Origin of the sequence: Melissospora conviva (assembly GCF_049523535.1) — a bacterium.
Lineage (GTDB): Bacteria > Actinomycetota > Actinomycetes > Mycobacteriales > Micromonosporaceae > Melissospora > Melissospora conviva.
On the sequence record NZ_JBLLDT010000001.1, the window covers coordinates 1018945 to 1037239 of the forward strand.

The 18295-nt window shown below is 70.6% G+C and carries 20 protein-coding genes and 2 tRNA genes; 11 read left to right on the plus strand and 11 right to left on the minus strand.

Annotation, left to right across the window (positions count from 1 at the left end; genetic code table 11):
* The first annotated feature begins 7 nt into the window (after positions 1 to 7).
* Positions 8 to 763, plus strand: a complete 756-nt coding sequence (locus ACK8GG_RS05035) for an energy-coupling factor ABC transporter ATP-binding protein (RefSeq protein ID WP_440355652.1) — start codon at positions 8 to 10, stop codon at positions 761 to 763.
* Here the strand turns inward: ACK8GG_RS05035 and ACK8GG_RS05040 are convergent.
* From ACK8GG_RS05040 to ACK8GG_RS05055, 4 genes are read right to left on the minus strand one after another with little or no spacing between them, the layout of a single operon-like run.
* The gene (locus ACK8GG_RS05040) at positions 730 to 1911 is read right to left on the minus strand and encodes a hypothetical protein (protein WP_440355653.1); all 1182 of its coding nucleotides are present in this window, start codon (positions 1909 to 1911) and stop codon (positions 730 to 732) included. The two genes, ACK8GG_RS05035 and ACK8GG_RS05040, sit on opposite strands and share 34 nt — an antisense overlap.
* A complete protein-coding gene (locus tag ACK8GG_RS05045; RefSeq protein ID WP_440355654.1) occupies positions 1908 to 2633 on the minus strand; it encodes a DsbA family protein in 726 nt (241 codons plus the stop codon). The genes ACK8GG_RS05040 and ACK8GG_RS05045 overlap by 4 nt, the downstream gene beginning before the upstream one ends.
* Positions 2626 to 3150, minus strand: a complete 525-nt coding sequence (locus tag ACK8GG_RS05050) for a MauE/DoxX family redox-associated membrane protein (protein ID WP_440355655.1) — start codon at positions 3148 to 3150, stop codon at positions 2626 to 2628. The genes ACK8GG_RS05045 and ACK8GG_RS05050 overlap by 8 nt, the downstream gene beginning before the upstream one ends.
* Before the next feature lie 25 nt (positions 3151 to 3175).
* Positions 3176 to 3778 (minus strand): sigma-70 family RNA polymerase sigma factor, encoded by a 603-nt coding sequence (locus ACK8GG_RS05055; protein WP_440355656.1) that lies wholly within the window; start codon positions 3776 to 3778, stop codon positions 3176 to 3178.
* 106 nt (positions 3779 to 3884) lie between these two features.
* On the opposite strand from ACK8GG_RS05055, the gene ACK8GG_RS05060 reads away from it, so the two are divergent.
* Genes ACK8GG_RS05060 through ACK8GG_RS05070 form a run of 3 tightly spaced genes read left to right on the plus strand, consistent with a single transcriptional unit; the run spans position 3885 to position 6950 of the window.
* Entirely contained in the window at positions 3885 to 4532 is a 648-nt protein-coding gene (locus ACK8GG_RS05060) for a zf-HC2 domain-containing protein (RefSeq protein ID WP_440355657.1), read from the plus strand.
* A 43-nt stretch (positions 4533 to 4575) separates the two neighbouring features.
* Complete coding sequence (locus tag ACK8GG_RS05065) at positions 4576 to 6234, plus strand: copper resistance CopC/CopD family protein (RefSeq protein ID WP_440355658.1); 1659 nt, start codon at positions 4576 to 4578, stop codon at positions 6232 to 6234.
* Between the two features lie 14 nt (positions 6235 to 6248).
* Positions 6249 to 6950, plus strand: a complete 702-nt coding sequence (locus tag ACK8GG_RS05070; protein ID WP_440353921.1) for a YcnI family copper-binding membrane protein — start codon at positions 6249 to 6251, stop codon at positions 6948 to 6950.
* 150 nt (positions 6951 to 7100) lie between these two features.
* Here the strand turns inward: ACK8GG_RS05070 and ACK8GG_RS05075 are convergent, their stop codons facing one another.
* Positions 7101 to 8420: a glycosyltransferase family 87 protein gene (locus tag ACK8GG_RS05075; protein ID WP_440353920.1), complete on the minus strand. Its 1320-nt coding sequence runs from the start codon at positions 8418 to 8420 to the stop codon at positions 7101 to 7103.
* A 68-nt stretch (positions 8421 to 8488) separates the two neighbouring features.
* Here ACK8GG_RS05075 and orn point away from each other — a divergent pair, with 68 nt between their 5' ends.
* The 3 genes from orn (at position 8489) to ACK8GG_RS05090 (ending at position 9952) form a co-directional block, all read left to right on the plus strand.
* On the plus strand, positions 8489 to 9136 hold the full coding sequence (orn, locus tag ACK8GG_RS05080) for an oligoribonuclease (RefSeq protein ID WP_440355659.1): 648 nt from the start codon (positions 8489 to 8491) through the stop codon (positions 9134 to 9136).
* 81 nt (positions 9137 to 9217) lie between these two features.
* Positions 9218 to 9293: transfer RNA gene (locus ACK8GG_RS05085), tRNA-His, on the plus strand.
* A 191-nt stretch (positions 9294 to 9484) separates the two neighbouring features.
* Positions 9485 to 9952: a DUF1801 domain-containing protein gene (locus ACK8GG_RS05090; RefSeq protein ID WP_440347980.1), complete on the plus strand. Its 468-nt coding sequence runs from the start codon at positions 9485 to 9487 to the stop codon at positions 9950 to 9952.
* 122 nt (positions 9953 to 10074) lie between these two features.
* On the opposite strand, the gene ACK8GG_RS05095 is transcribed toward ACK8GG_RS05090, so the two are convergent.
* Together ACK8GG_RS05095 and ACK8GG_RS05100 are read right to left on the minus strand one after the other, a co-directional pair.
* Positions 10075 to 11295, minus strand: a complete 1221-nt coding sequence (locus ACK8GG_RS05095) for a L,D-transpeptidase (RefSeq protein WP_440355688.1) — start codon at positions 11293 to 11295, stop codon at positions 10075 to 10077.
* Between the two features lie 94 nt (positions 11296 to 11389).
* On the minus strand, positions 11390 to 12604 hold the full coding sequence (locus ACK8GG_RS05100; protein WP_440355660.1) for a L,D-transpeptidase: 1215 nt from the start codon (positions 12602 to 12604) through the stop codon (positions 11390 to 11392).
* Between the two features lie 185 nt (positions 12605 to 12789).
* Here ACK8GG_RS05100 and ACK8GG_RS05105 point away from each other — a divergent pair.
* A tRNA-Lys gene (locus ACK8GG_RS05105) sits at positions 12790 to 12865 on the plus strand.
* A gap of 82 nt (positions 12866 to 12947) precedes the next feature.
* Here ACK8GG_RS05105 and ACK8GG_RS05110 read toward each other — a convergent pair.
* Both ACK8GG_RS05110 and ACK8GG_RS05115 read right to left on the minus strand, forming a co-directional pair.
* Entirely contained in the window at positions 12948 to 13244 is a 297-nt protein-coding gene (locus tag ACK8GG_RS05110; protein ID WP_440355661.1) for a tyrosine-type recombinase/integrase, read from the minus strand.
* A gap of 185 nt (positions 13245 to 13429) precedes the next feature.
* On the minus strand, positions 13430 to 13870 hold the full coding sequence (locus tag ACK8GG_RS05115) for a DUF4259 domain-containing protein (RefSeq protein WP_440355662.1): 441 nt from the start codon (positions 13868 to 13870) through the stop codon (positions 13430 to 13432).
* A 928-nt stretch (positions 13871 to 14798) separates the two neighbouring features.
* On the opposite strand from ACK8GG_RS05115, the gene ACK8GG_RS05120 reads away from it, so the two are divergent.
* Positions 14799 to 15386 (plus strand): GIY-YIG nuclease family protein, encoded by a 588-nt coding sequence (locus ACK8GG_RS05120; RefSeq protein ID WP_440355663.1) that lies wholly within the window; start codon positions 14799 to 14801, stop codon positions 15384 to 15386.
* Between the two features lie 513 nt (positions 15387 to 15899).
* Here the strand turns inward: ACK8GG_RS05120 and ACK8GG_RS05125 are convergent.
* Positions 15900 to 16277, minus strand: coding sequence for a tyrosine-type recombinase/integrase (locus ACK8GG_RS05125; protein WP_440353915.1), 378 nt, complete (start codon positions 16275 to 16277; stop codon positions 15900 to 15902).
* A 27-nt stretch (positions 16278 to 16304) separates the two neighbouring features.
* Positions 16305 to 17093, minus strand: a complete 789-nt coding sequence (locus ACK8GG_RS05130; protein WP_440349836.1) for a site-specific integrase — start codon at positions 17091 to 17093, stop codon at positions 16305 to 16307.
* Between the two features lie 41 nt (positions 17094 to 17134).
* On the opposite strand from ACK8GG_RS05130, the gene ACK8GG_RS05135 reads away from it, so the two are divergent.
* Entirely contained in the window at positions 17135 to 17425 is a 291-nt protein-coding gene (locus tag ACK8GG_RS05135; protein ID WP_440349837.1) for a CPCC family cysteine-rich protein, read from the plus strand.
* A 294-nt stretch (positions 17426 to 17719) separates the two neighbouring features.
* Positions 17720 to 18223, plus strand: coding sequence for a DMT family transporter (locus ACK8GG_RS05140; RefSeq protein WP_440355664.1), 504 nt, complete (start codon positions 17720 to 17722; stop codon positions 18221 to 18223).
* The last annotated feature ends 72 nt before the right edge of the window (positions 18224 to 18295 follow it).

Below are 18295 nucleotides of genomic sequence, written 5' to 3' on the forward strand. Positions count from 1 at the left end.
TGCGCCGGTGGAGACCGTTGCCGCGCTGGCCGTACGCGACCTGCACTACGCCTACCCGGACGGGCACCCGGCACTGCGCGGGGTCACACTGACCGTCGCCCCGGGCGAGCGGGTGGCGCTGCTCGGGCCCAACGGCGCCGGCAAGACGACCCTGGTGCTGCACCTCAACGGAATCCTCGCCGCCGCCTCCGGGGACGTGTCCGTGGGCGGTCTGCCGGTCCGCGGCGACCGGGCGACGCTGGCCGAGGTCCGCCGGCGGGTGGGGATCGTCTTCCAGGACCCCGACGACCAGCTCTTCCTGCCGACCGTCGCCGAGGATGTGGCGTTCGGGCCGGCGAACCTGGGGCTGCGCGGGGCGCAGCTGCGGGAGCGGGTGGCGCAGGCGCTGGCCGCGGTCGGGATGTCCGCGCACGCCGACCGTTCCCCGCACCATCTCTCGTTCGGTCAGCGCCGCCGGGTGGCGGTGGCGACGGTGCTGGCGATGCGCCCGCAGGTCCTGGTGCTCGACGAGCCGTCGTCGAATCTCGACCCGGCGGCCCGCCGCGAGCTGGCCGAGATCCTGCGTGCGCTGCCGGTGACGCTGCTGCTGGTAACCCACGACCTGCCGTACGCGCTGGAGCTCTGCGAGCGGGCGGTGATCCTCGACGAGGGGCGCGTCGTAGCCGACGCCGGCACCCGTGAGCTTCTCGCCGACGCCGAGGTGCTGGCCCGGCACCGGCTGGAGCTGCCTTACGGCTTCGCCCCGGGCCTCGCCACCGGCTGATCCGTCCCCGCCGCGGCATCGCCCACGGGCTGGGCCACTCCGGCGTTGCCCACGGGCTGGGCCGCCGCGGCGTCACCCGCCGGCTGGGCCGCTGCAATGTCGCCGGTGCGCAGCCGCCACACGCCGGCCAGCGTGAGTCCGGCGCCGATGGCGATGACCGCCGCGACCGCGAGGCGCGCCACCTGCGGGTCGCCGACGGTGGGGGCGACGGCGCGGCTGAGCACCTCCACGTTCGCGACACCGGCGAAGAGCGCCACGCAGGCGCCGGCGAGCGCCAGCGCGAAGTCCGCCGCCGAGCGCCGGGCGAGGGCGTACGCCCCGGCGGCGAGCGCGGCGAGGCCGGTCAGCACCGGCCAGGTGGTGCCGCCGAGCAGGCCGAGCGTCAGCCCGCCGACGCCGCGGGCGCCGGCGTCGAGCTGTTTGAGTACCGAGAAGACCAGCGCGGCGCCGCCGGCGACGAGCGCCAGCGCCCCCAGCGCGGTCAGCGCCCGGTCTCCGGCGGCCGAGGCGACCGGGGTGAGTCCGGCGGCCCCCACCAGCAGCGCGACGATGCCGATCCCCGCCCACCACAGGTACGCGTCCGGTGGCGGCTGCCAGTCGACCGTGCCCCGGACCTCGACGAGGGCGCCGCTGTCGTCGTGCAGCGGCACCGTCCAGTCCAGCACGCGGTGCGGCCCGCCCGGGTCGGCCCGGGCGGCGGGTGGCGGATCCGCCCCGCGCCACTGGGCCCGCTGGTCGTGCCAGCGGGCCACCGGCTCGCCGCCGGTGCGCCGCCACTCGGGGGCGGCCGCCGGGTCGGCGTTGGCCGGCGGCAGCACATCCCCGGCGAGGGTCTCGTTCAGGTACGTCGCCGGCGAGTTGACGTTCTCGTAGACGCCGTCCGGGCGGACCTGCAGGTACGGCTCTCCGGAGTAGCCCAGGACGGTGATGGTGGCGCCGGTGTCGTTGCGCAGTTCCAGCCGGGCGCCGGCCTCGATGGGGCGTACGGTCACTCCCGGCGTCGCCGGGCTGAGCCCGGTCACCTCGGTGCGGTAGTCGCTGGCGTCGGGCGCGTCCGCGCCGTGCGCCGCCGCGGGCGCGCCGACGGCCAGCACGGCGGCGACGACGCCGGCGCAGACCAGGCCGAACCGGCGCAGGCCGGAACTCACCTGCTCGCCTCCTCGACCGCGGCGGAGATCGCCGCCGGGCTGATGTCGTCGAGCTCCTCGCCGTCGACGGTCACGGTCGGGATGGAGTTGACCCCGGCCTGGCTGGCCTCGTCGGTGACGTGCCGGGTCCAGTCGCGGTAGGTGCCCTCGCGCACGCAGCGGCCGAACTTGTCGCGGTCGAGCCCCACCGAGGCGCCGATGTCGATGAGCTGGTCGTTGCTGAGGCCGGCGCTGCCCTGGGCGGGCTGCTGGGCGAAGAGCGCCCCGGCGTACTCGACGTACTTCCCGTCGTTGGCGGCGCAGCCGGCGGCGGCTGCTGCCCGGGTGGAGTACTCGGTGTCGGAGTAGCGGTTCAGGTAGGCGACAGGGTGGTAGATCACCTCGGCCTTGCCCTCGGCGGCGAGCTGCTGGAGGGTCTGCGAGCCGGTGGCCTTGAACCGGGCACAGGCCGGGCACATGAAGTCCTCGTAGACGTCGACCTTCACCGGTCCGCTTCCGGTGACGATGCCGCTGCCGGCGGCGTTCGCGCCCTGCGGTGCGGTGAAGTCCCCGCCGGAGTCGCCCTTCTGGTCCGACCAGACTGCGACGCCGATCGCGCCGGCGATCACCAGCACCACGACCGCGGCGAGCGACGTCCAGAGGGTGCGCTTGCGGCGGCGTTCACGCGCCATCTGCTCCCGTACGACCCGGGTCGCGCTCTTCTTGTCCTTGCGGCTACTCATCGGTGTCCTCCATCCGGTGCGCGCCGTCGAGGGCGCGGTCGACCGACAGTGCGGTGTACGGCCAGATCAGCAGGAAGCCGGCCATGGCGAGGAAGCCGACGTCGCGCAGGATCTCCCCGAAATAGCCGGGATCACGCCCGTCGGTGATCGCGCCGCCCTCGCCGAAGCAGCCGCAGTCGATGTTGAGGCCCCGTGCCCAGGCCGAGGCGATGCCGACGATGAAGACGACCAGCAGCAGCGCCGAGGCGCCGGCGGCGAAGCGCGTCGCGAAGCCGGCGAGCAGCAGCAGGCCGAGGGCGATCTCGATAAAGGGCAGCGCCGCGCCGACGGCCATCGCGAGGTCGTACGGCAGGAGTTCGTAGGCGTTGACGGAGCGGCCGGAGGCGGCGAGGTCGCCGAGCTTGCTCGCACCGGCGTAGATCCAGACGGCGGCGAGCCCGAGCCGCAGCAGGGTGCCGAGCCAGGGTCGCAGGGTGCTCCAGGCGCTGGTGCGCTGTGGGGGCAGCGTCGTGTTCACGGGGCGGCTCCGGTGCGGTCGGGGGTCAACTCTGCTCGGTCTGGCCGTAGGCGTCGACGAGTTCGGCGCGGGCGCGGGCCACCCGGGAGCGGATGGTGCCGATCGGCACGCCGCCGGCCTCGGCGGCCTCGGCGTAGGAGAGGCCGAGGACCTGGGTCAGCACGAACGCCTCGCGTCGTTCGGCGCTCAGGCGCCCGAGCAGTTCGGCGGCGTCGAAGTGGCCGGCCGGGTCGGGGTGCACCGCGTCTGTGCGCTGGGCGACCAGCCGGGCGGTCAGCCGCCTGCGGCGCATGACGACGCGCAGGTGGTCGGCGCAGACCCGCCGGGCGATGCCGAGCAGCCAGGTCCGGACGCTGGAGCGCCCCTCGAAGCCCGGCAGCGCCCGGAAGGCCCGCAGGTACGTCTCCTGGGTGAGGTCGTCGGCGCTCTCGGCGTCGACGAGGGCGGCGGTGAAGCGCCACACCTCGGCCTGGGTGCCGCGGACCAGGGCGGCCTGGGCGATGGGATCACCGTCGCGTGCGGCGAGCGCCCAGGCGGTCGGATCGCCGCCGTCGGGGCGGGCGGCATCGTCACCGGCTGCGGGCAGCGTCGCCCCGGCCGGCCCGGTGACACGTGGGACGGGGATCACGCCACCAAAGGTACGCGGCGGGCCCGGCAGGGGCAGGGTCCTTCGGCCCTTCCATGTCGTGGGCCACTCGTGGAACCGGACGGGGTGCCGGGACGACTATTCCTTCATGACATGTGACGACGTACGCGTGGCGCTGTCGGCGCGGATGGACGGGGAGGACCCGCAGGCGCCGGCGGCGGCGTTGGAGGCCCACACCGGTGACTGCGCCGGCTGCCGGGACTGGCTGGCGCGCGCCGAACGCCTCACCCGGATGGTGCGGGTGCAGCCGGTGCGGGTGCCGGACCTGACCGCGCGGGTGCTCGCGGCGGTGGCCGCCGACGCCCCGGCCCCGGCCGCGGTACGTCACGCCGAGCGGCTGCGGGCCCGGCAGCGGGTACTGCAGATCGCGGTGGCGGTGGCGGCGCTCGGCCAGCTGGCGGTGGCGCTGCCGGTGCTGCTGGCCGGTTTCGGCATCGGCGCCGATCCGCATGCAAGCCGCGAGATGGCCTCCTTCGACGTGGCGCTGGCGGTGGGGTTCGTGCTGGCCGCGTACCGGCCGGAGCGGGCGCAGGCGTTCGTGCCGGTGGCGCTGGTGCTGGCGCTCTGTCTCGGGCTCACCAGCGTGGTGGACATCGCCAACTCGACCACGGCGCTGGTGCACGAGCTCGGGCACCTCTCGGCGATCGTGCAGGCGGGTCTGCTCTGGGCGCTGGGGCGCACCAGCCGTCCGGCGGGTCCGGTGCTGTCGACGGTGACGGCGGGTGGCCGCGGGTGAACCCGGTCATTGCCGCGTCAAGGGCTTCGGCGAGCATGGGCACATGATGGTTGCGACCTCCCGGTTGATTTCCCGGCTCGGCGCCGGGTTCGGCCTGCTCTGCCTGACCCTGGCCCTGCTGGTGCTCCCGGCGGCCCCGGCGCAGGCGCACGCCGTGCTGGTCAGCAGCAGCCCGGTGCCGGAATCGGTGCTCTCCTCGGCGCCGTCGGAGGTGGTGCTGACCTTCAGTGAGCCGGTGAGCCGGATCCCGGACAAGGTCCGGGTGATCGCCCCGGACGGCAGCCGGGCCGATCGCGGTGAGCCGGTCTTCGAGAACACCCTGGTGCGGATCCCGGTCGACCCGGGCGCGGGGCGCGGCACCTACCTGGTCAGTTACCGGGTGGTCTCCGCCGACAGCCATCCGGTCGCCGGCGGCTACACCTATTCGGTGGTGGTGCCGTCCGCGCCGCCGGTCGACGACGGGGCCGACGGGCGGGTGAACCCGGTCGTCGACGGCGCCATCTCGGTGGCGAAGTACATCGGGTACGTGGGCCTGCTCCTGCTGACCGGCGCGGCGCTGGTGCTCGCCCGGCTCTGGCCGGGGCGGCTGCCGCGCCGAGGCGCCGCGCGGGTGCTCTGGGCCGGGTGGGGCCTGGTGATGCTGAGCACCCTGGCCGGGATCTGGCTACAGGTGCCGTACGTCAACGGCGGTGGCCTGCTCGCCGTCACCGGTACCGGTCTGGGCGACGTGCTCGGCAGCACTTTCGGCGCGGCGCACCTGGCCCGGCTCGGGCTGCTGCTGGCGGGGCTGTTCCTGCTGCGTCCGGTCGCGGCCGGAGTCGCCGGTGGCAGTGACCGGCTGATCCTGGCGCTGCTCGGCGGCGCGGCGCTGCTGACCTGGCCGATCGCCGGGCACCCGGCGGCCTCGCCGGTGCCGGCGGTGTCGGTGCCGGTCGACGCGGTGCACCTGGGCGCGATGGCGGTCTGGCTCGGCGGACTCGTGATGGTCGCCGCCTTCCTGCTGCGCCGGGCCAACGAGCGGGAACTCGCCGCGATCCTGCCGATCTGGTCGCGCTGGGCGGCGCTGTCGGTCTCGGCCCTGCTGCTGGCCGGGATCGTCTCGGCGCTGATTGAGGTCGGCACGCCGGCGGCGCTGGTCTCGACCGGATACGGGCGGCTGCTGCTGGCCAAGGCCGGGCTGTTCGCGCTGGTGCTGGGGGTGGCTGTCTACTCGCGCCGGCTGGTCGAACGGCGCACGGCCGAGCGGGAGCCGACAGGCCTGCGCCGGGCGATCTGGGTCGAGCTGGGGGTGGCGGCGGTGGTGCTGGCGCTGTCATCGGTGCTGGTGCAGACCACACCGGCGCGCAACGCCGGGGCGGACGTGGCCGGCCGGGGCGGCGCGGACTACTACAACAGCACGCTGACCAGTTCCATCTACAGCCTCCAGGTGCAGGTCGACCCGGCCCGGCGGGGCAACAACTCGGTGCACGCCTACGCGTACACACTCGACAACAGGCCGTTGCCGGTGGTGGAGTGGCGGGTCACCGCGGCGCTGCCGTCGGCGGGGGTGGAGCCGATCGAGGTGCCGTTGCTGCCCTTGACGGACAACCACGTCACCGGTGAGATCAACTTGCCGGCCGCCGGCGACTGGGAGCTGCGCTTCACAGTCCGAATTTCCGAGATCGACCAGGCAACGGTGCTCGCCACCGTGCCGATCAGGTGAGGGTAGGTAGTCAGATGATTCGCTTCCGACGTGCCGCGCTGTCCGCGGTCACGCTGGCGGTCGGTTTCGCGGTGTTCGGCGTCGCCGCGCCGGCCTCCGCCCATGTCTCGGTGAACCCGAACGAGGCGACCCAGGGCGGGTACGGCCGGTTCGCGTTCCGGGTGCCGAACGAGAGCGACACCGCCTCCACCGTCAAGGTCGAGGTGGTGCTGCCGGAGAACGCGCCGGTCGGCTCGGTGAGCACGATGCCGGTGGCGGGCTGGACCGTGGCGGTGGAGAAGCGCACGCTCGACACTCCGGTGGAGGTGCACGGCACCCCGGTCACCGAGGTCCCGTCGAAGATCACCTGGACGGCGGACGGCGAGGAGAACGCCATCAAGGCCGGTCAGTTCCAGGAGTTCCCGGTCTCCCTGGGGCCGCTGCCGCAGGTGGAGACGATGGTCTTCAAGTCGTTGCAGACGTACTCCGACGGCACGGTGGTGCGCTGGATCGAGGAGCCGGTCGCCGGTGGCGAGGAGCCGGCGCACCCGGCGCCGGTGCTGACGCTGGCCGCGGGGGGTTCGGCGGGGCACGGTGCCGAGGCTCGGGACGACGACGATGACGACGAGTCGGAGGGCTCCGGCGCGGCGCTGGCGCTGGGTATCGCCGGCCTGGTCGCCGGTCTCGGTGGTCTGGCGTTGGGCGGCGCCGCCTTCGCCCGTACCCGGCGGGTCTGAGAGAACGCCGGCGGCGCCTAGTCGCCGCCGAGCGGATGCCGGCGGCGCGTCGTCGTCGCCGAACTGATGTGGCCCTCCGCGCTGCCGTCGCGGAGGGCCACATCTGCACCGGGGGACCGGTGGAGGGTGTTTCATGGTACTGAGGACAATTTAGCGGCTTTGTAGCCGATCCGGTGATGTCTGTCCTTTTGGTGCAACTTCCGGCGATGCCGGCGGCTCCGGTTCCGGCTGCGGCTCCCGGTCGGCGGGACGGATCGGCAGCACCACCAGCAGCAGGAGCGCCAGCAGCACGTACATGTTGCGGACCAGGAACTCGCCCGGCGAGTCGGTCGGTTCCGGCGCCACCCCCCATTTCTGGAAGGACACCACGCCGTAGGTGATCGGCAGGTAGATCCCGGCGGCGAATGCCAGCAGCCACGCCCCGCGCCGGGAACGGCCCGGGGTGGCGCGGGCGCGCAGCCCGGCGTCGACGAGCACCACCAGCGCCGGGACGAACCAGTAGACGTGGTGGGTCCAGGTGATCGGGCTGATCAACGCCCCCACCAGGCCGGCCAGCGCCAGCCCGGCGGTCCAGTCCCGGGCGCGCGCGGCCCGGCCCGCGCGCCACATCCCGTACGCGACGACGAGCGCGGCGAGCGCCGGCCAGAGCAGCGCGGCGGGCTCCTGTGGCACCGCGAGCCGGCTCAGCATGCCCTGCAGCGACTGGTTGCCGGTGTAGTCGAGCCGCCCCACCCGGTCGGTGGCCCAGAGTTCGTGGGTCCAGAACCGCCACGACGCCTGCGGCGCGAACGCGGCAGCCACCAGCGTCGCCACCGCCGCGGTCGCCGAGGCGACGCTCGCCGCCCGCCAGCGGCGCGCGACCAGCAGATAGACGATGAAGATGCCCGGGAAGAGCTTCAGCGCCGTCGCCAACCCCACCCCGACACCCGCCCAGCGCCGCCTGCCCGGCACGGCGAAGAGCAGATCGGCCAGGATCAGCACCACCAGCAGCATGTTGATCTGACCGAAGGTGATCGTCTCGCGGGTGCTCTCCAGCGCCAGGACCAGCAGGGTCGCCACCGTCAGGGTGAACCACCGGTCCAGCCGGTGCCGGCGGATCAGCGGCAGCACCAGCCACCGGGTGGTGACCACCACCGCGACGACACTGAGCGCGCTGAAGAGCGCGATGGTGGCCCAGAGCGGCAGCAGCCCGAACGGGCGCAGCAGCAGCGCGGTCAGCGGGGGATAGGTGAAGTAGAGGGTGCCCTGCACCGGGTCGGACTGCGCGTAGTCGTAGAGATGCTGACCGCTGTTCCACCAGTCCATCGCCGACATGTAGATCTTCAGGTCGAAGAAGTTGTGGACCAGCCCGGGGAGGTAGAGCACAGGCAGGGCCGCCGCCAGGACGGACAGGAGCGCGATCCGGCGGACCGTACCGCCTGCCGGGTCGTCCTCGTCGTCGTTGCGCGGAAGGGCGGGAAGGGCGGGCACGGGAGAAACCCTAACGGTCCCCGCCGCCTGTGGGGGTCAGGCGCGGGGGTACGGCCGGCGCGTAGGCTGTGCCGGTGGCTGATCTTCTTGTCTGGATCGATTGCGAAATGACCGGCCTGGATCTCGGCAAGGATGCCCTGATCGAGGTCGCGGCACTCGTCACCGACTCCGACCTCAACATCCTCGGCGACGGCGTCGACGTCGTCATCCACGCCGACGAGGCGGCGCTCGATGGCATGCCGGAGATCGTCCGGACCATGCACGCCAAGTCCGGCCTCACCGAGGAGGTCCGCCGCTCGGCGGTCACCCTCGCCGAGGCCGAGGACATGGTCCTGGAGTACGTCAGGACGTACGTGAAGGACCCGCGCACGGCGCCGCTCTGCGGCAACTCCATCGCCACCGACCGGGGCTTCATCACCCGGGACATGCCGCGCCTGGACGCGCACCTGCACTACCGGATGGTCGACGTCTCCTCGATCAAGGAACTCTGCCGCCGCTGGTACCCGCGGGTGTACTTCGGCCAGCCCGCCAAGGGGCTGGAGCACCGGGCGCTGGCCGACATCCGGGAGAGCATCCGGGAGCTGGAGTACTACCGGCGCACCATCTTCGTGCCGCTGCCCGGCCCGGACGTGGAGACCGCCAAGGCGGTCGCCGCGCAGCTGACTGCGCCGGCCGTCGAACCGCCGGTCGAGCCGCCGGTCGAGCCGCCGGCATAACCCCCTCGACACCTCCCGGCGGGGTGTGGCTATGATTGGTCGTCGCCGCCCCGGAGCAATCTTCCGGAGACGGTGTACGTGGTGGCTGTAGCTCAGTTGGCAGAGCACCGGGTTGTGGTCCCGGTTGTCGTGGGTTCAATTCCCATCAGTCACCCCACCAGAGAAGAACCCCCTCCCCGGAGGGGGTTCTTTCCTTTTCCCGGCTCGTGTCCGCTTCCCGGCTGGTGTCCGCTGATCGTGCGACCTGCCGCTGCATGCCGAATCGGTCAGGAACCGAGAAGCGCCGCGCTCTCGGCCCGCCTAGCGTGAGTTGCAGCTCAATTCAAGGTCAGGCGAGTTCAGGGAGTGATGTCGATGAGTGTGAAGGTGGAGGGCGGGAGCGCCGGCAGCGGGGGCTTCTCCGAGCAGGAGCGGGCCGCGATGAAGGAGCGCGCGGCCGAGTTGAAGAAGGAGGCGGGTCGTGGCCGGGGCAGGAAGCAGGCCGCCGACCTGCTCGACGTGCTGTCGAAGATCGAGAAGATGGCGGAGCCGGATCGGGCCATCGCCGAACGCATCCACGCCATCGTGACCGCCAACGCCCCCGGCCTGTCACCGAAGCTCTGGTACGGCCAGCCCGCGTACGCCAGGGACGGCAAGGTCATCTGCTTCTTCCGCAGCGGTGCCACCGACAAGGAGCGCTACTCGACCTTCGGGTTCACCCCGGAGGCGCAGCTCGATGACGAGAGCGGTCTCTGGCCGACCTCGTACGCGGTGACCCGGCTCGGGGAAGAGGCCGAGAAAGCCATCACCGCCCTGGTCCGGAAGGCCGCCGGCTGAGCGGGGCGTGCAGAACAGGCGTGTGACACGAAGGAGCCCCCTGCGGCGAGGGGGCTCCTTCGTGTCTGCCTTCTTTGCTTGTGGACCTTGCGGCCGGCGCGCTCCGGGTGCCCGGCTGCCGGTCAGCCGGCCGGCTCGTACGGCAGGGCGCTGCCCTTGACGTACTCGTCCCAGCTCATGTTCCAGTCGGTCCAGCCGTTGCCGTTGGCGAGTTTGCGCTCGGTGCCCTGGACGGTGATCGGGTCGCCGAGCATGGTCTGTGCGAAGAGCCACTTGCCGTCGGCCATCGAGACGTTGACGCAGCCGTGCGAAACGTTGACCCGGCCCTGCTGCCCTTCGGACCAGGGCGCGGCGTGGATGAACTCGCCGCCCCAGGTCAGCCGCTGCGCGTAGTCGATCTTGGTGCGGTAGCCCTCTTCCGGGCCGAGCTCCTCGAGGGTGTCGAAGACCGTCTTGCGCAGCTTCTCCATCACGATCATGGTGCCGGTGGAGGAAGGGGTCTTGGCCTTGCCGAGGCTGACCGGGATGGTCTTGACGACCTGGCCGTCACGGGTGACGGTCATCCGCTTGTTGCTGTTCTCCACCGTCATGATCAGCTCGCGGCCGATGTTGATGTCGACGCTGAGATCGTTGCGCAGGTACCAGTCGCCGCCGACCGGCAGCCCCTCGCCCCTGATCGTGTAGTTGACGCTGCTGTTGGCCTTCCAGAAGTCCTTGGGCCGGTAGTGCACCTCGGTGCCGCTGATCCAGTGCCAGATGCCCTCCTGGGCCGGCTTCGCCGTCACGCTCATCCGCTGCTGCACGTCGTCGCGGTAGTCCGCGGGGATCTCCCGGCCGAACCGCACGATCAACGGCATGCCCACCCCGACGGTCTGGTCGTCGCCGAGGAAACTGCTGACCGCGACCTTGTTCGCCGGCTCGTCCATCACCGTGAAGGTGCTGGTGCCGGTGGCGGGCTTGCCGTCGTCGCCGGTGGCGGTCACCGTCGCGGTGTACGTCGTGCCGTACGCCAGGGACTTCTTCGGTGTCCAGGTGGAGCCGGCCTCGTCCACGGTCCCCGCGACCGCCTTGCCGGCGGCGTCGGTGACCTCCACGGCGGTCTCCACGGCCTGCTCGGCCTTGAAGGTGATCACGGCGGTGGCGGGGACGTCCGTCGCGTCGGCGGCCGGCGCCTCGATCGACACCGATGCCTTCGGTGGGTCCTCGCCCTTCTCCCAGCTTCCGGTCTCGCCACCGTTGCCGCCGGACCCCGTGCAGGCGGCGGTGAAGGTCAGGACCGTGGCGAGCAGCAGCGTCACGCCGCGCCGCGTCGATGTGGAAAACCGTCCCGACCTGCGGCGCATCAGCCCGTTCTGGCTAGCTTCCATGATCCCCTCACAGTTCGGTGCCGAGGTGCCCATCGTCCTCCGGCCGATGCCAGGTGACAAATAGTGCTGCTCAGTCAACCGGCAGCGCGCTGCCCTTGACGAACTCTTCCCAGCTGAGGTTCCAGGCGCTCCAGCCGTTGCCGTGGGTGAGCTTGACCTCGGTCCCCTCGACCGTGATCGGGTCGCCGATCTTGGTCCGGGCGTAGAGCCAGGCCGCGTTGCGGGTCGCCAGGTTCACGCAGCCGTGCGAGACGTTGGTGTTCCCCTGCTGCCCCTCCGACCAGGGTGCGGCGTGGATGTACTCGCCGCCCCAGGTGAGGCGCTGGGCGTACTCGACGTCGGTGACGTAGCGGTTCTCCGGGTCCGGGTTGGTGCGGGTGTCGAAGGTCGTCTCCCGCTTCTTCTCCATGATCACCATCGTGCCGCTGGAGGAGGGGGTCTTCGGCTTGCCCAGGCTCACCGGGAAGGTCCTGGTCAGCTTGCCGTCCTCGTAGACCCTCATCTGCTTGGTGGCGTTGTCGACCTTCATCTCCAGCCGGCTGCCGATGGTGGCCTTCGCCGTCCGGTCGGTGTTGCCGTACCGGCCGTTGCTCAGCGGAATGCCCTCCAGCGCGAGCCGGACGTCGAGCGTCGTGCCCGGCTTCCAGTACTCCGGCGCCCGGTAGTAGGCCTGGGTGCCGTTGGGCAGCCAGTGCCAGACACCCGGCTGCGAGGGCGTGGTGCTGACGAACATCCGCTTCTCGACCTTGGCCCGGTCCTTCTCGGGGATGCCCGGGCTGAACTCCACCACCACCGGCATCGCCACGCCGTAGGTGTTGCCGTCGAAGAGGTAGAGCCCGGAACCGATCACGTTCCCCGGCCGGCCCATCGTGCGGAACGTACTGGTCGCCGTCGCCATCCGGCCGTCGGGCGCGGTGGCGGTCACCGTCGCCGTGTACGTCGTGTCGTACGCCAGCGGCTTGGCCGGCACCCACGCCGAACCGTCGTCGCGCAGCGCGCCCTTGACCTGGCCGCCGCCCGTGGCCTTCAGGACCACGTCGCTGAGAGCGACCCCGCCCTCGACCCTGGCGGTGATCTCAGTGCTGACCGGACGGTCCTTCGCGCCGGACTTCGGCGCCACGGCCACCGTCAACGGCTCCGCCGGCGCGGCGTTCGCTGTCGGAGTGGCGGCCGCCGGCACGAACGTGGCCTTCTCGTCGTCGTCGCCACCGCACGCGGTCAACGCCAGCGGCGCGACCAGAGCAAGGGCAAGCAGCAGCGCCCGAGCCCGGATGAACTTTCGCATTCCCACACCTGTCTGTCGGTCCCCGCGGACATGGTGCCGCATCCGGAGTGTGGTTCGGTGCCGCCGCTCGGGCAGTTACTCCCATCGTGGGTGCTTTGCCGGGAAAGCTCGGCCGAACGGGTGAGCGGGGATGTGATTGGAGCTCCCGTTCTGGGCCGTGCTAATGTTCTCTCCGTTGCCAACGAGCGCCGCTAGCTCAACTGGCAGAGCAGCGGACTCTTAATCCGCGGGTTCGGGGTTCGAGTCCCTGGCGGCGCACCACTGAAGGCCCAGGCCACAGCAGATTTCTGCTGTGACTGGGCCTTCGCGGTTTCTAGCGGTACAGCCATTGGTACAGCCAAGCTCACCCGAAGATCCGCTTCGCCGCTGCGTCCATAGCCGCCCGCTCGACCTCGGCCAGGACGTGTGCGTACGTGTTCATCGTCAACGCGATCTGGCTGTGGCCGAGGGTCTTCATCACGGTACGGGGAGATGCGCCCGACGCGAGAAGGAACGTGGCGCAGGCATGTCGAAGATCATGCAGCGCAACCAGGGCAGGCCTGCGCGAGCCCGAGTCGCATGCCAGGCACGGTCGACGTGGCGCGGCTCTATGGGCGTGCCGATCGTCGAGGCGGCCAGCGATGCGGGCCGCGCCGCCCATCCTCGGCCTGCTGGCGACCTCCGGCCGGCATCGGCCGGGCCGGCCGGCCACGCTTGGGGACGACCAGGAGCTTGAAGACCTCGGGGCTCCGCCCCGACCCCCCGACCCTCCTCAGAGATCCGCCAAGCGGCGCGGTTCGGCATAGGCAGCGCGAGCCCGCCAGACGACGGTGGGACGTTGAGGAGCTAGAACAAGCCGACCTGACCGGGAAGCTCGGTTGGCGTGGGCAGCACAGCACGAAGCTCTTCGAGGTGCGGGAACTGCATCGCCCCGGCTTCGCTCCACAGCTCCCGCCACTCTGAGTGATCTCCCAGAACCCGGACGAGAGCTTCCGCGGCGAGTTCTGGCACGTCTTCGTCCAGCTCAAGTGCATCGCCGGCAAGCAAGAAGTTGGGTGCGTACGTGGAGGTAATCGGCGGCCCGCCGGGCATCCGAGACGCAACGATTGCCGCCGCAGCGATGGCCGCCGCCGCGTCGTCATATTCGAGGTATCCGGTGGTGTGGGCTGCCGTTGTCAAGGCTGCACGAACCATTCCCCGGCGCTCCGACGGGTCGGCATCGTGAAGGCCATCGCACCAGTCGGCTGCGCTGTCGTTCTCAAAAGGGCCCTCGCCCCAGGCGCCCATCTGCCACTCCAACCCGTCGACGTAAGGGGGATCATGAGCCGCCGTTGTGCGGAGCGCAAGACCGAGGGGCATCCGGCGGCGTTGGTCGGCGATCGCTTCCGGCCGACGGTCGGGGCAAGCACCCGGCGTGCCATTAGCGTGCCATTGGGCGAGGACAACAGGGGCCAGTCGAGGTCACGCAAGACCGCCGAGACCAGGCCGCCAAGTCCGTGGCCTGCCGGAGATCGGCAATTCCCAAGCTGCGAGTTCCTGGACCCAGCCGTGAGCGTATGGAGGCCGACGTTTGTCGGCGTCAGCGATGATCGCTGCGTGGCTGAGAAGGACTTCAGGACTCGCGGCGCCGTTGCCTACGTCGACCCTCCGTTCCGGACGTGGGGACGCCCACAGTTCCATCGCAGGGCAACATGGCCATTCGCCCGGCTCGGCGTTGGAGCGCAGGACATCGTGATCTCCTCCATCTTCGGAGAGTTCCGAGTCGCCCGGACGAACCTCGTATCGATCTCCCGCGTCCGTATGGTCCCCGTGCTGGCCGATGGCTTCCTGTTTGTGGCACACGGCCACCACAAAGCAGTGATCTTTTGGGCTGTCGGCGTCCGCAAGGTGTTGGACGAGTTGCATCGCCGCGGATGGGCGGTAGGAGACGCCTAGCAGGTAGCAGTCGAAGGCATTGGCTCGTACAGCCATCCGTACAGCCAAGCCCTCCCGCTGGCGCCGACACTGCCCGACAACGACGGACCGCCTAACCAGGCGCTTAGCCACCTGATCCGCGATCTTCTCTTAATCCGCGGGTTCGGGGTTCGAGTCCCTGGCGGCGCACCAACGAGCAAGGCCCTGACCTGGTGGTTAACACCGGGACAGGGCCTTTTTCGTGTCCGGCGGTGGTGGCCGGGTCCCGGCCACGGTCCGCCCGGCAACTACGATGGGCGCGATGGCAATCCCCGAACGGCGACCCAACGACATCCCCAGCGACGAGGACCGCGTCGAGGAGGCCGTGCGGCTTCTCTGCGGCGTGCCGGTCGAGCTCAATGTCGCCGTCAAGCGGCTCAGCCGTGGCAGCGGTGTCTACGCATGGTGGGCGGCTCCCTCGGTCTTTCCCGACCTCCCAGGGCTGCCGAATGAGAACGTCCCGTCGTTGCGGCTGCTGTACGTAGGGCGGGCGACCAACCTGCGGGGGCGAATCCTGCGTAACCATCTCAGGCGTTCGGGCAGCTCGACTCTGCGCCGTACCCTGGCCGGGCTTCTTGTATCCGAGGGATTCCGAACGACCTGGACCGACCGTGTCGTCCTGGTCCCCGAGGATGAGGCGCGGCTGACCGCGTGGATGCATGCGCACCTGCGCCTGACGTGGGCGGAGGACCCGGAACCGGTGGCTGTCGAGGCCGAGCTTGTCCGGCGTCTGCACCCGCCACTCAACGTGCACGGCGTCGACCCCGAGTACCTCCAGGCGACCGTGGTGGCCGCCAAGAACTCGTACAACGCCAGCAGCCGCCCGGCCGAGCCTCCGCGAACGTCGTAACTGATTTCCCGAGATCGGCGGGGTTGAGCGACCGGCGGGGTTGCGACAGATACGCAGAGTTCTCGTGACTCAGTCAGTGCCCGGACCGGTCGGCCTGGCATAGCCGCGTACATCGTGCACCCAGTAGTCCAGATACCTCTCCACGGCCTCGCGGTCCGCAAGGTCCAGCGATAGCCACTCCCGTGCTGACCGGACCATCTCAGCTGCGGCCTGCTCAGTCTCGTCGGACTTGAGCCGCCGGCTACACGAGTCGGCTGATCTGAGCCCAGCTACCAGCGGGGTCCGCCCGATCGGACGCCCATCCGGTCGCTGAGTTCGATGGCCGGCCGAGGTGGCCGGGGGCGGGTGAGAATGTCCCGGACGAGGTCGCGGGAGAGTCGGTTCCACCGGGCGAGCGCGGGTTCGGGGTTCGAGTCCCTGGCGGCGCACCACTGAAGGCCCAGGCCACAGCAGATCTCTGCTGTGACTGGGCCTTCGCGGTTTCTAGCGGTACAGCCATTGGTACAGCCAAGCTCACCCGAAGAGCCGCTTCGCCGCTGCGTCCATAGCCGCCCGCTCGACCTCGGCCAGGACGTGTGCGTACGTGTTCATCGTCAACGCGATCTGGCTGTGGCCGAGGGTCTTCATCACGGTACGGGGAGATGCGCCCGACGCGAGAAGGAACGTGGCGCAGGCATGTCGAAGATCATGCAGCCGCAACCAGGGCAGGCCCGCGCGAGCCCGAGTCGCATGCCAGGCACGGTCGACGTTGCGCGGCTCCATAGGCGTGCCGATCGTCGAGGCGAAGATCAGACCAAAGTCCTGCCAGCGCTCGCCCGCTTGGAGCCGTTCGGCCGCCTGCCGCCGCCGGTGAGTGCGGAAAAGCGCCATGGTGTGCTCGGGAACCGGCACGGTCCGCCGTGAGCGTTCCGTCTTCGGTTAGGCGAAGTGGAGCTGCCCACCAGCACGGAGCAGGGTTTGGCGAACGGTGAGGGTGCCAGCGCTGAAATCCACGTCACACCAGCGCAGCCCGAGCAGCTCGCCGCGCCGCAGACCGACGGTCAGGGCGCAGACCCACAGCGCTTCCAGCCGATCACCCCGGATTGTTCCGATCAAACGACGGGCTTCCTCGACCGTAAGTGCCCGCCGCTCCTGCTGGCGGACGGAGGGAGCCCGGACAGCAAGCGCCGGGTTGCGGTGCAACAACTCCTCGCGCACCGCGTCGCCAAGGACATTGCGGATCATGCCGTGGATGTGGCGAACGGTGGTGGCCGAGAGACCTGCGTCGGCCTTCGCCGACAGAACACGACGGATCATCGTCGGCGTGAGCTTGCTCAGCGCCACCTTGCCGAGCGCCGGTCGGATGTGACTCTCGATCAACCAGCGGTAGCCACGAAGCGTGGACGCCCGAGGGCCCTCCTGAGCCTTCATCGCCATCCACTCGTCCAACCAGTCGGAAAGAGTGCGAGGCTGCGCGGCGAGGTTTTCGCCCAGATCATGCCGCCGCCGCAGGTCATCGCGCTTGCGGATCGCCTCTGCCTCAGATTTGGCGTAGACGTACTTGCGCCTGCGCTTACCGTCGATCCACCCGAGGCCGACCACGGCAGCCAGATACCCGGACGCTGCTCGTACACCGAACCCTCGCCATGAGAACGGCGACGCAGGACGAGGGGCCGTAGCCGCGACGGTTTCGGGGGCGAGGCCGGGCAGCGTTTGGGCGGTGGTCATTGGGTGACCTCCCTCGCGGCGGTGGTGGCATCCTTCGTGCCGTGGATGAGGGACGGTTTGTCAATGTCTTCCGGCAGGGCGATGGCCCGTATGCCTGCCCGTGCTGCGGTTACCGCACTTTGGGTGAGCGAGGGTGCTACGAGATCTGCGATGTGTGTTTCTGGGAGGACGACGGGCAGGACGACCATGACGCCGACCGGGTGCGGGGCGGACCTAACCGGGACCTGAGCTTGGCGATGGCGCGGCGTAACTTCGCCGAGTTCGGCGCGGCCGATCGCCGGGACCTGCGACTTGTTCGACCGCCGAGGGATGACGAGCACCCGCTGGCTTGATCCGATCAGCGCGGTCAGGGCCGCGGTCATCGGGTCACCTCCCCGGTCAGCGGGGTTCCGTTACGACGGACGAACGCGGTAGGAGCGACCGGGGCCAGCGGCACCGAAGGGACCGGAGCCGGACGGGCCGAGGCGCGACAACGGCGGGCGCCACCTCGACCCGAGCCGGAACGGGCCCGACCGGAGCCGGAGCCGGGGCGGACTGCTCGACCTGAGGGGCCAGAGCAGAGGGCGGGGAGGGCTGCTGGACCGGACGAGGGCCGGAGCGGGGGTGGGTTCGGTGGCAGGACGAGTTTGACCAGGGTCATCTTCTCGCTGTGGGAGTCCGCTGCCGAAATCGCGAGCTGGGGCGGACTGGCTTGCCTCGCGGCGTCGGCCAGCTACGGTCTCAGCTACGTCTACATGGGCCGCTACTTGACCGGGCGGGGGATCAGCCCGCTCGTGTTGTCCGAGAGTCAGCTCGGTGCCGCCACGGTCCTGCTCGCCCTGGCGATGCCGTTCGCCGGCCTCGATGCACCCGAGTGGCGGTGGGACGCGGTGGGAAGTCTGCTTGTGCTGGGTGCCCTCGGTACGGGTATCGCCTACGTCCTGAACTACCGGATCATCCAGGACGAAGGACCAACGGCCGCGTCGGTGGTCACGTACCTATTGCCGATCGTCGCCGTGATCCTCGGTTGGGCCGTCCTGAACGAAGCGGTCACCGTGGCGATCCTTGCCGGTGTCGTCCTGGTCCTCGGCGGCGTCATCCTCAGCAAGCGAACCGGGCGCGACAGGCGATCGCAGGAAGTTGCCGAATAGTCCTCTTAAGAATCAAGGCGGCCCGCGATGCGGGCCGCGCCGCCCGGCCTCGGCCTGCTGGCGACCTCCGGC

What these genes read in the sequence shown, in the direction of transcription:
- ACK8GG_RS05045 (WP_440355654.1), bottom strand. Translation starts at nt 2,633, where the DNA reads ATGAGTAGCCGCAAGGACAAGAAGAGCGCGACCCGGGTCGTACGGGAG.
- ACK8GG_RS05060 (WP_440355657.1), top strand. Translation starts at nt 3,885, where the DNA reads ATGACATGTGACGACGTACGCGTGGCGCTGTCGGCGCGGATGGACGGG.
- ACK8GG_RS05065 (WP_440355658.1), top strand. Translation starts at nt 4,576, where the DNA reads ATGATGGTTGCGACCTCCCGGTTGATTTCCCGGCTCGGCGCCGGGTTC.
- ACK8GG_RS05070 (WP_440353921.1), top strand. Translation starts at nt 6,249, where the DNA reads ATGATTCGCTTCCGACGTGCCGCGCTGTCCGCGGTCACGCTGGCGGTC.
- ACK8GG_RS05090 (WP_440347980.1), top strand. Translation starts at nt 9,485, where the DNA reads ATGTCGATGAGTGTGAAGGTGGAGGGCGGGAGCGCCGGCAGCGGGGGC.
- ACK8GG_RS05095 (WP_440355688.1), bottom strand. Translation starts at nt 11,295, where the DNA reads ATGCGCCGCAGGTCGGGACGGTTTTCCACATCGACGCGGCGCGGCGTG.
- ACK8GG_RS05100 (WP_440355660.1), bottom strand. Translation starts at nt 12,604, where the DNA reads ATGCGAAAGTTCATCCGGGCTCGGGCGCTGCTGCTTGCCCTTGCTCTG.
- ACK8GG_RS05110 (WP_440355661.1), bottom strand. Translation starts at nt 13,244, where the DNA reads ATGGGCGGCGCGGCCCGCATCGCTGGCCGCCTCGACGATCGGCACGCC.
- ACK8GG_RS05115 (WP_440355662.1), bottom strand. Translation starts at nt 13,870, where the DNA reads ATGGGCGCCTGGGGCGAGGGCCCTTTTGAGAACGACAGCGCAGCCGAC.
- ACK8GG_RS05120 (WP_440355663.1), top strand. Translation starts at nt 14,799, where the DNA reads ATGGCAATCCCCGAACGGCGACCCAACGACATCCCCAGCGACGAGGAC.
- ACK8GG_RS05130 (WP_440349836.1), bottom strand. Translation starts at nt 17,093, where the DNA reads ATGACCACCGCCCAAACGCTGCCCGGCCTCGCCCCCGAAACCGTCGCG.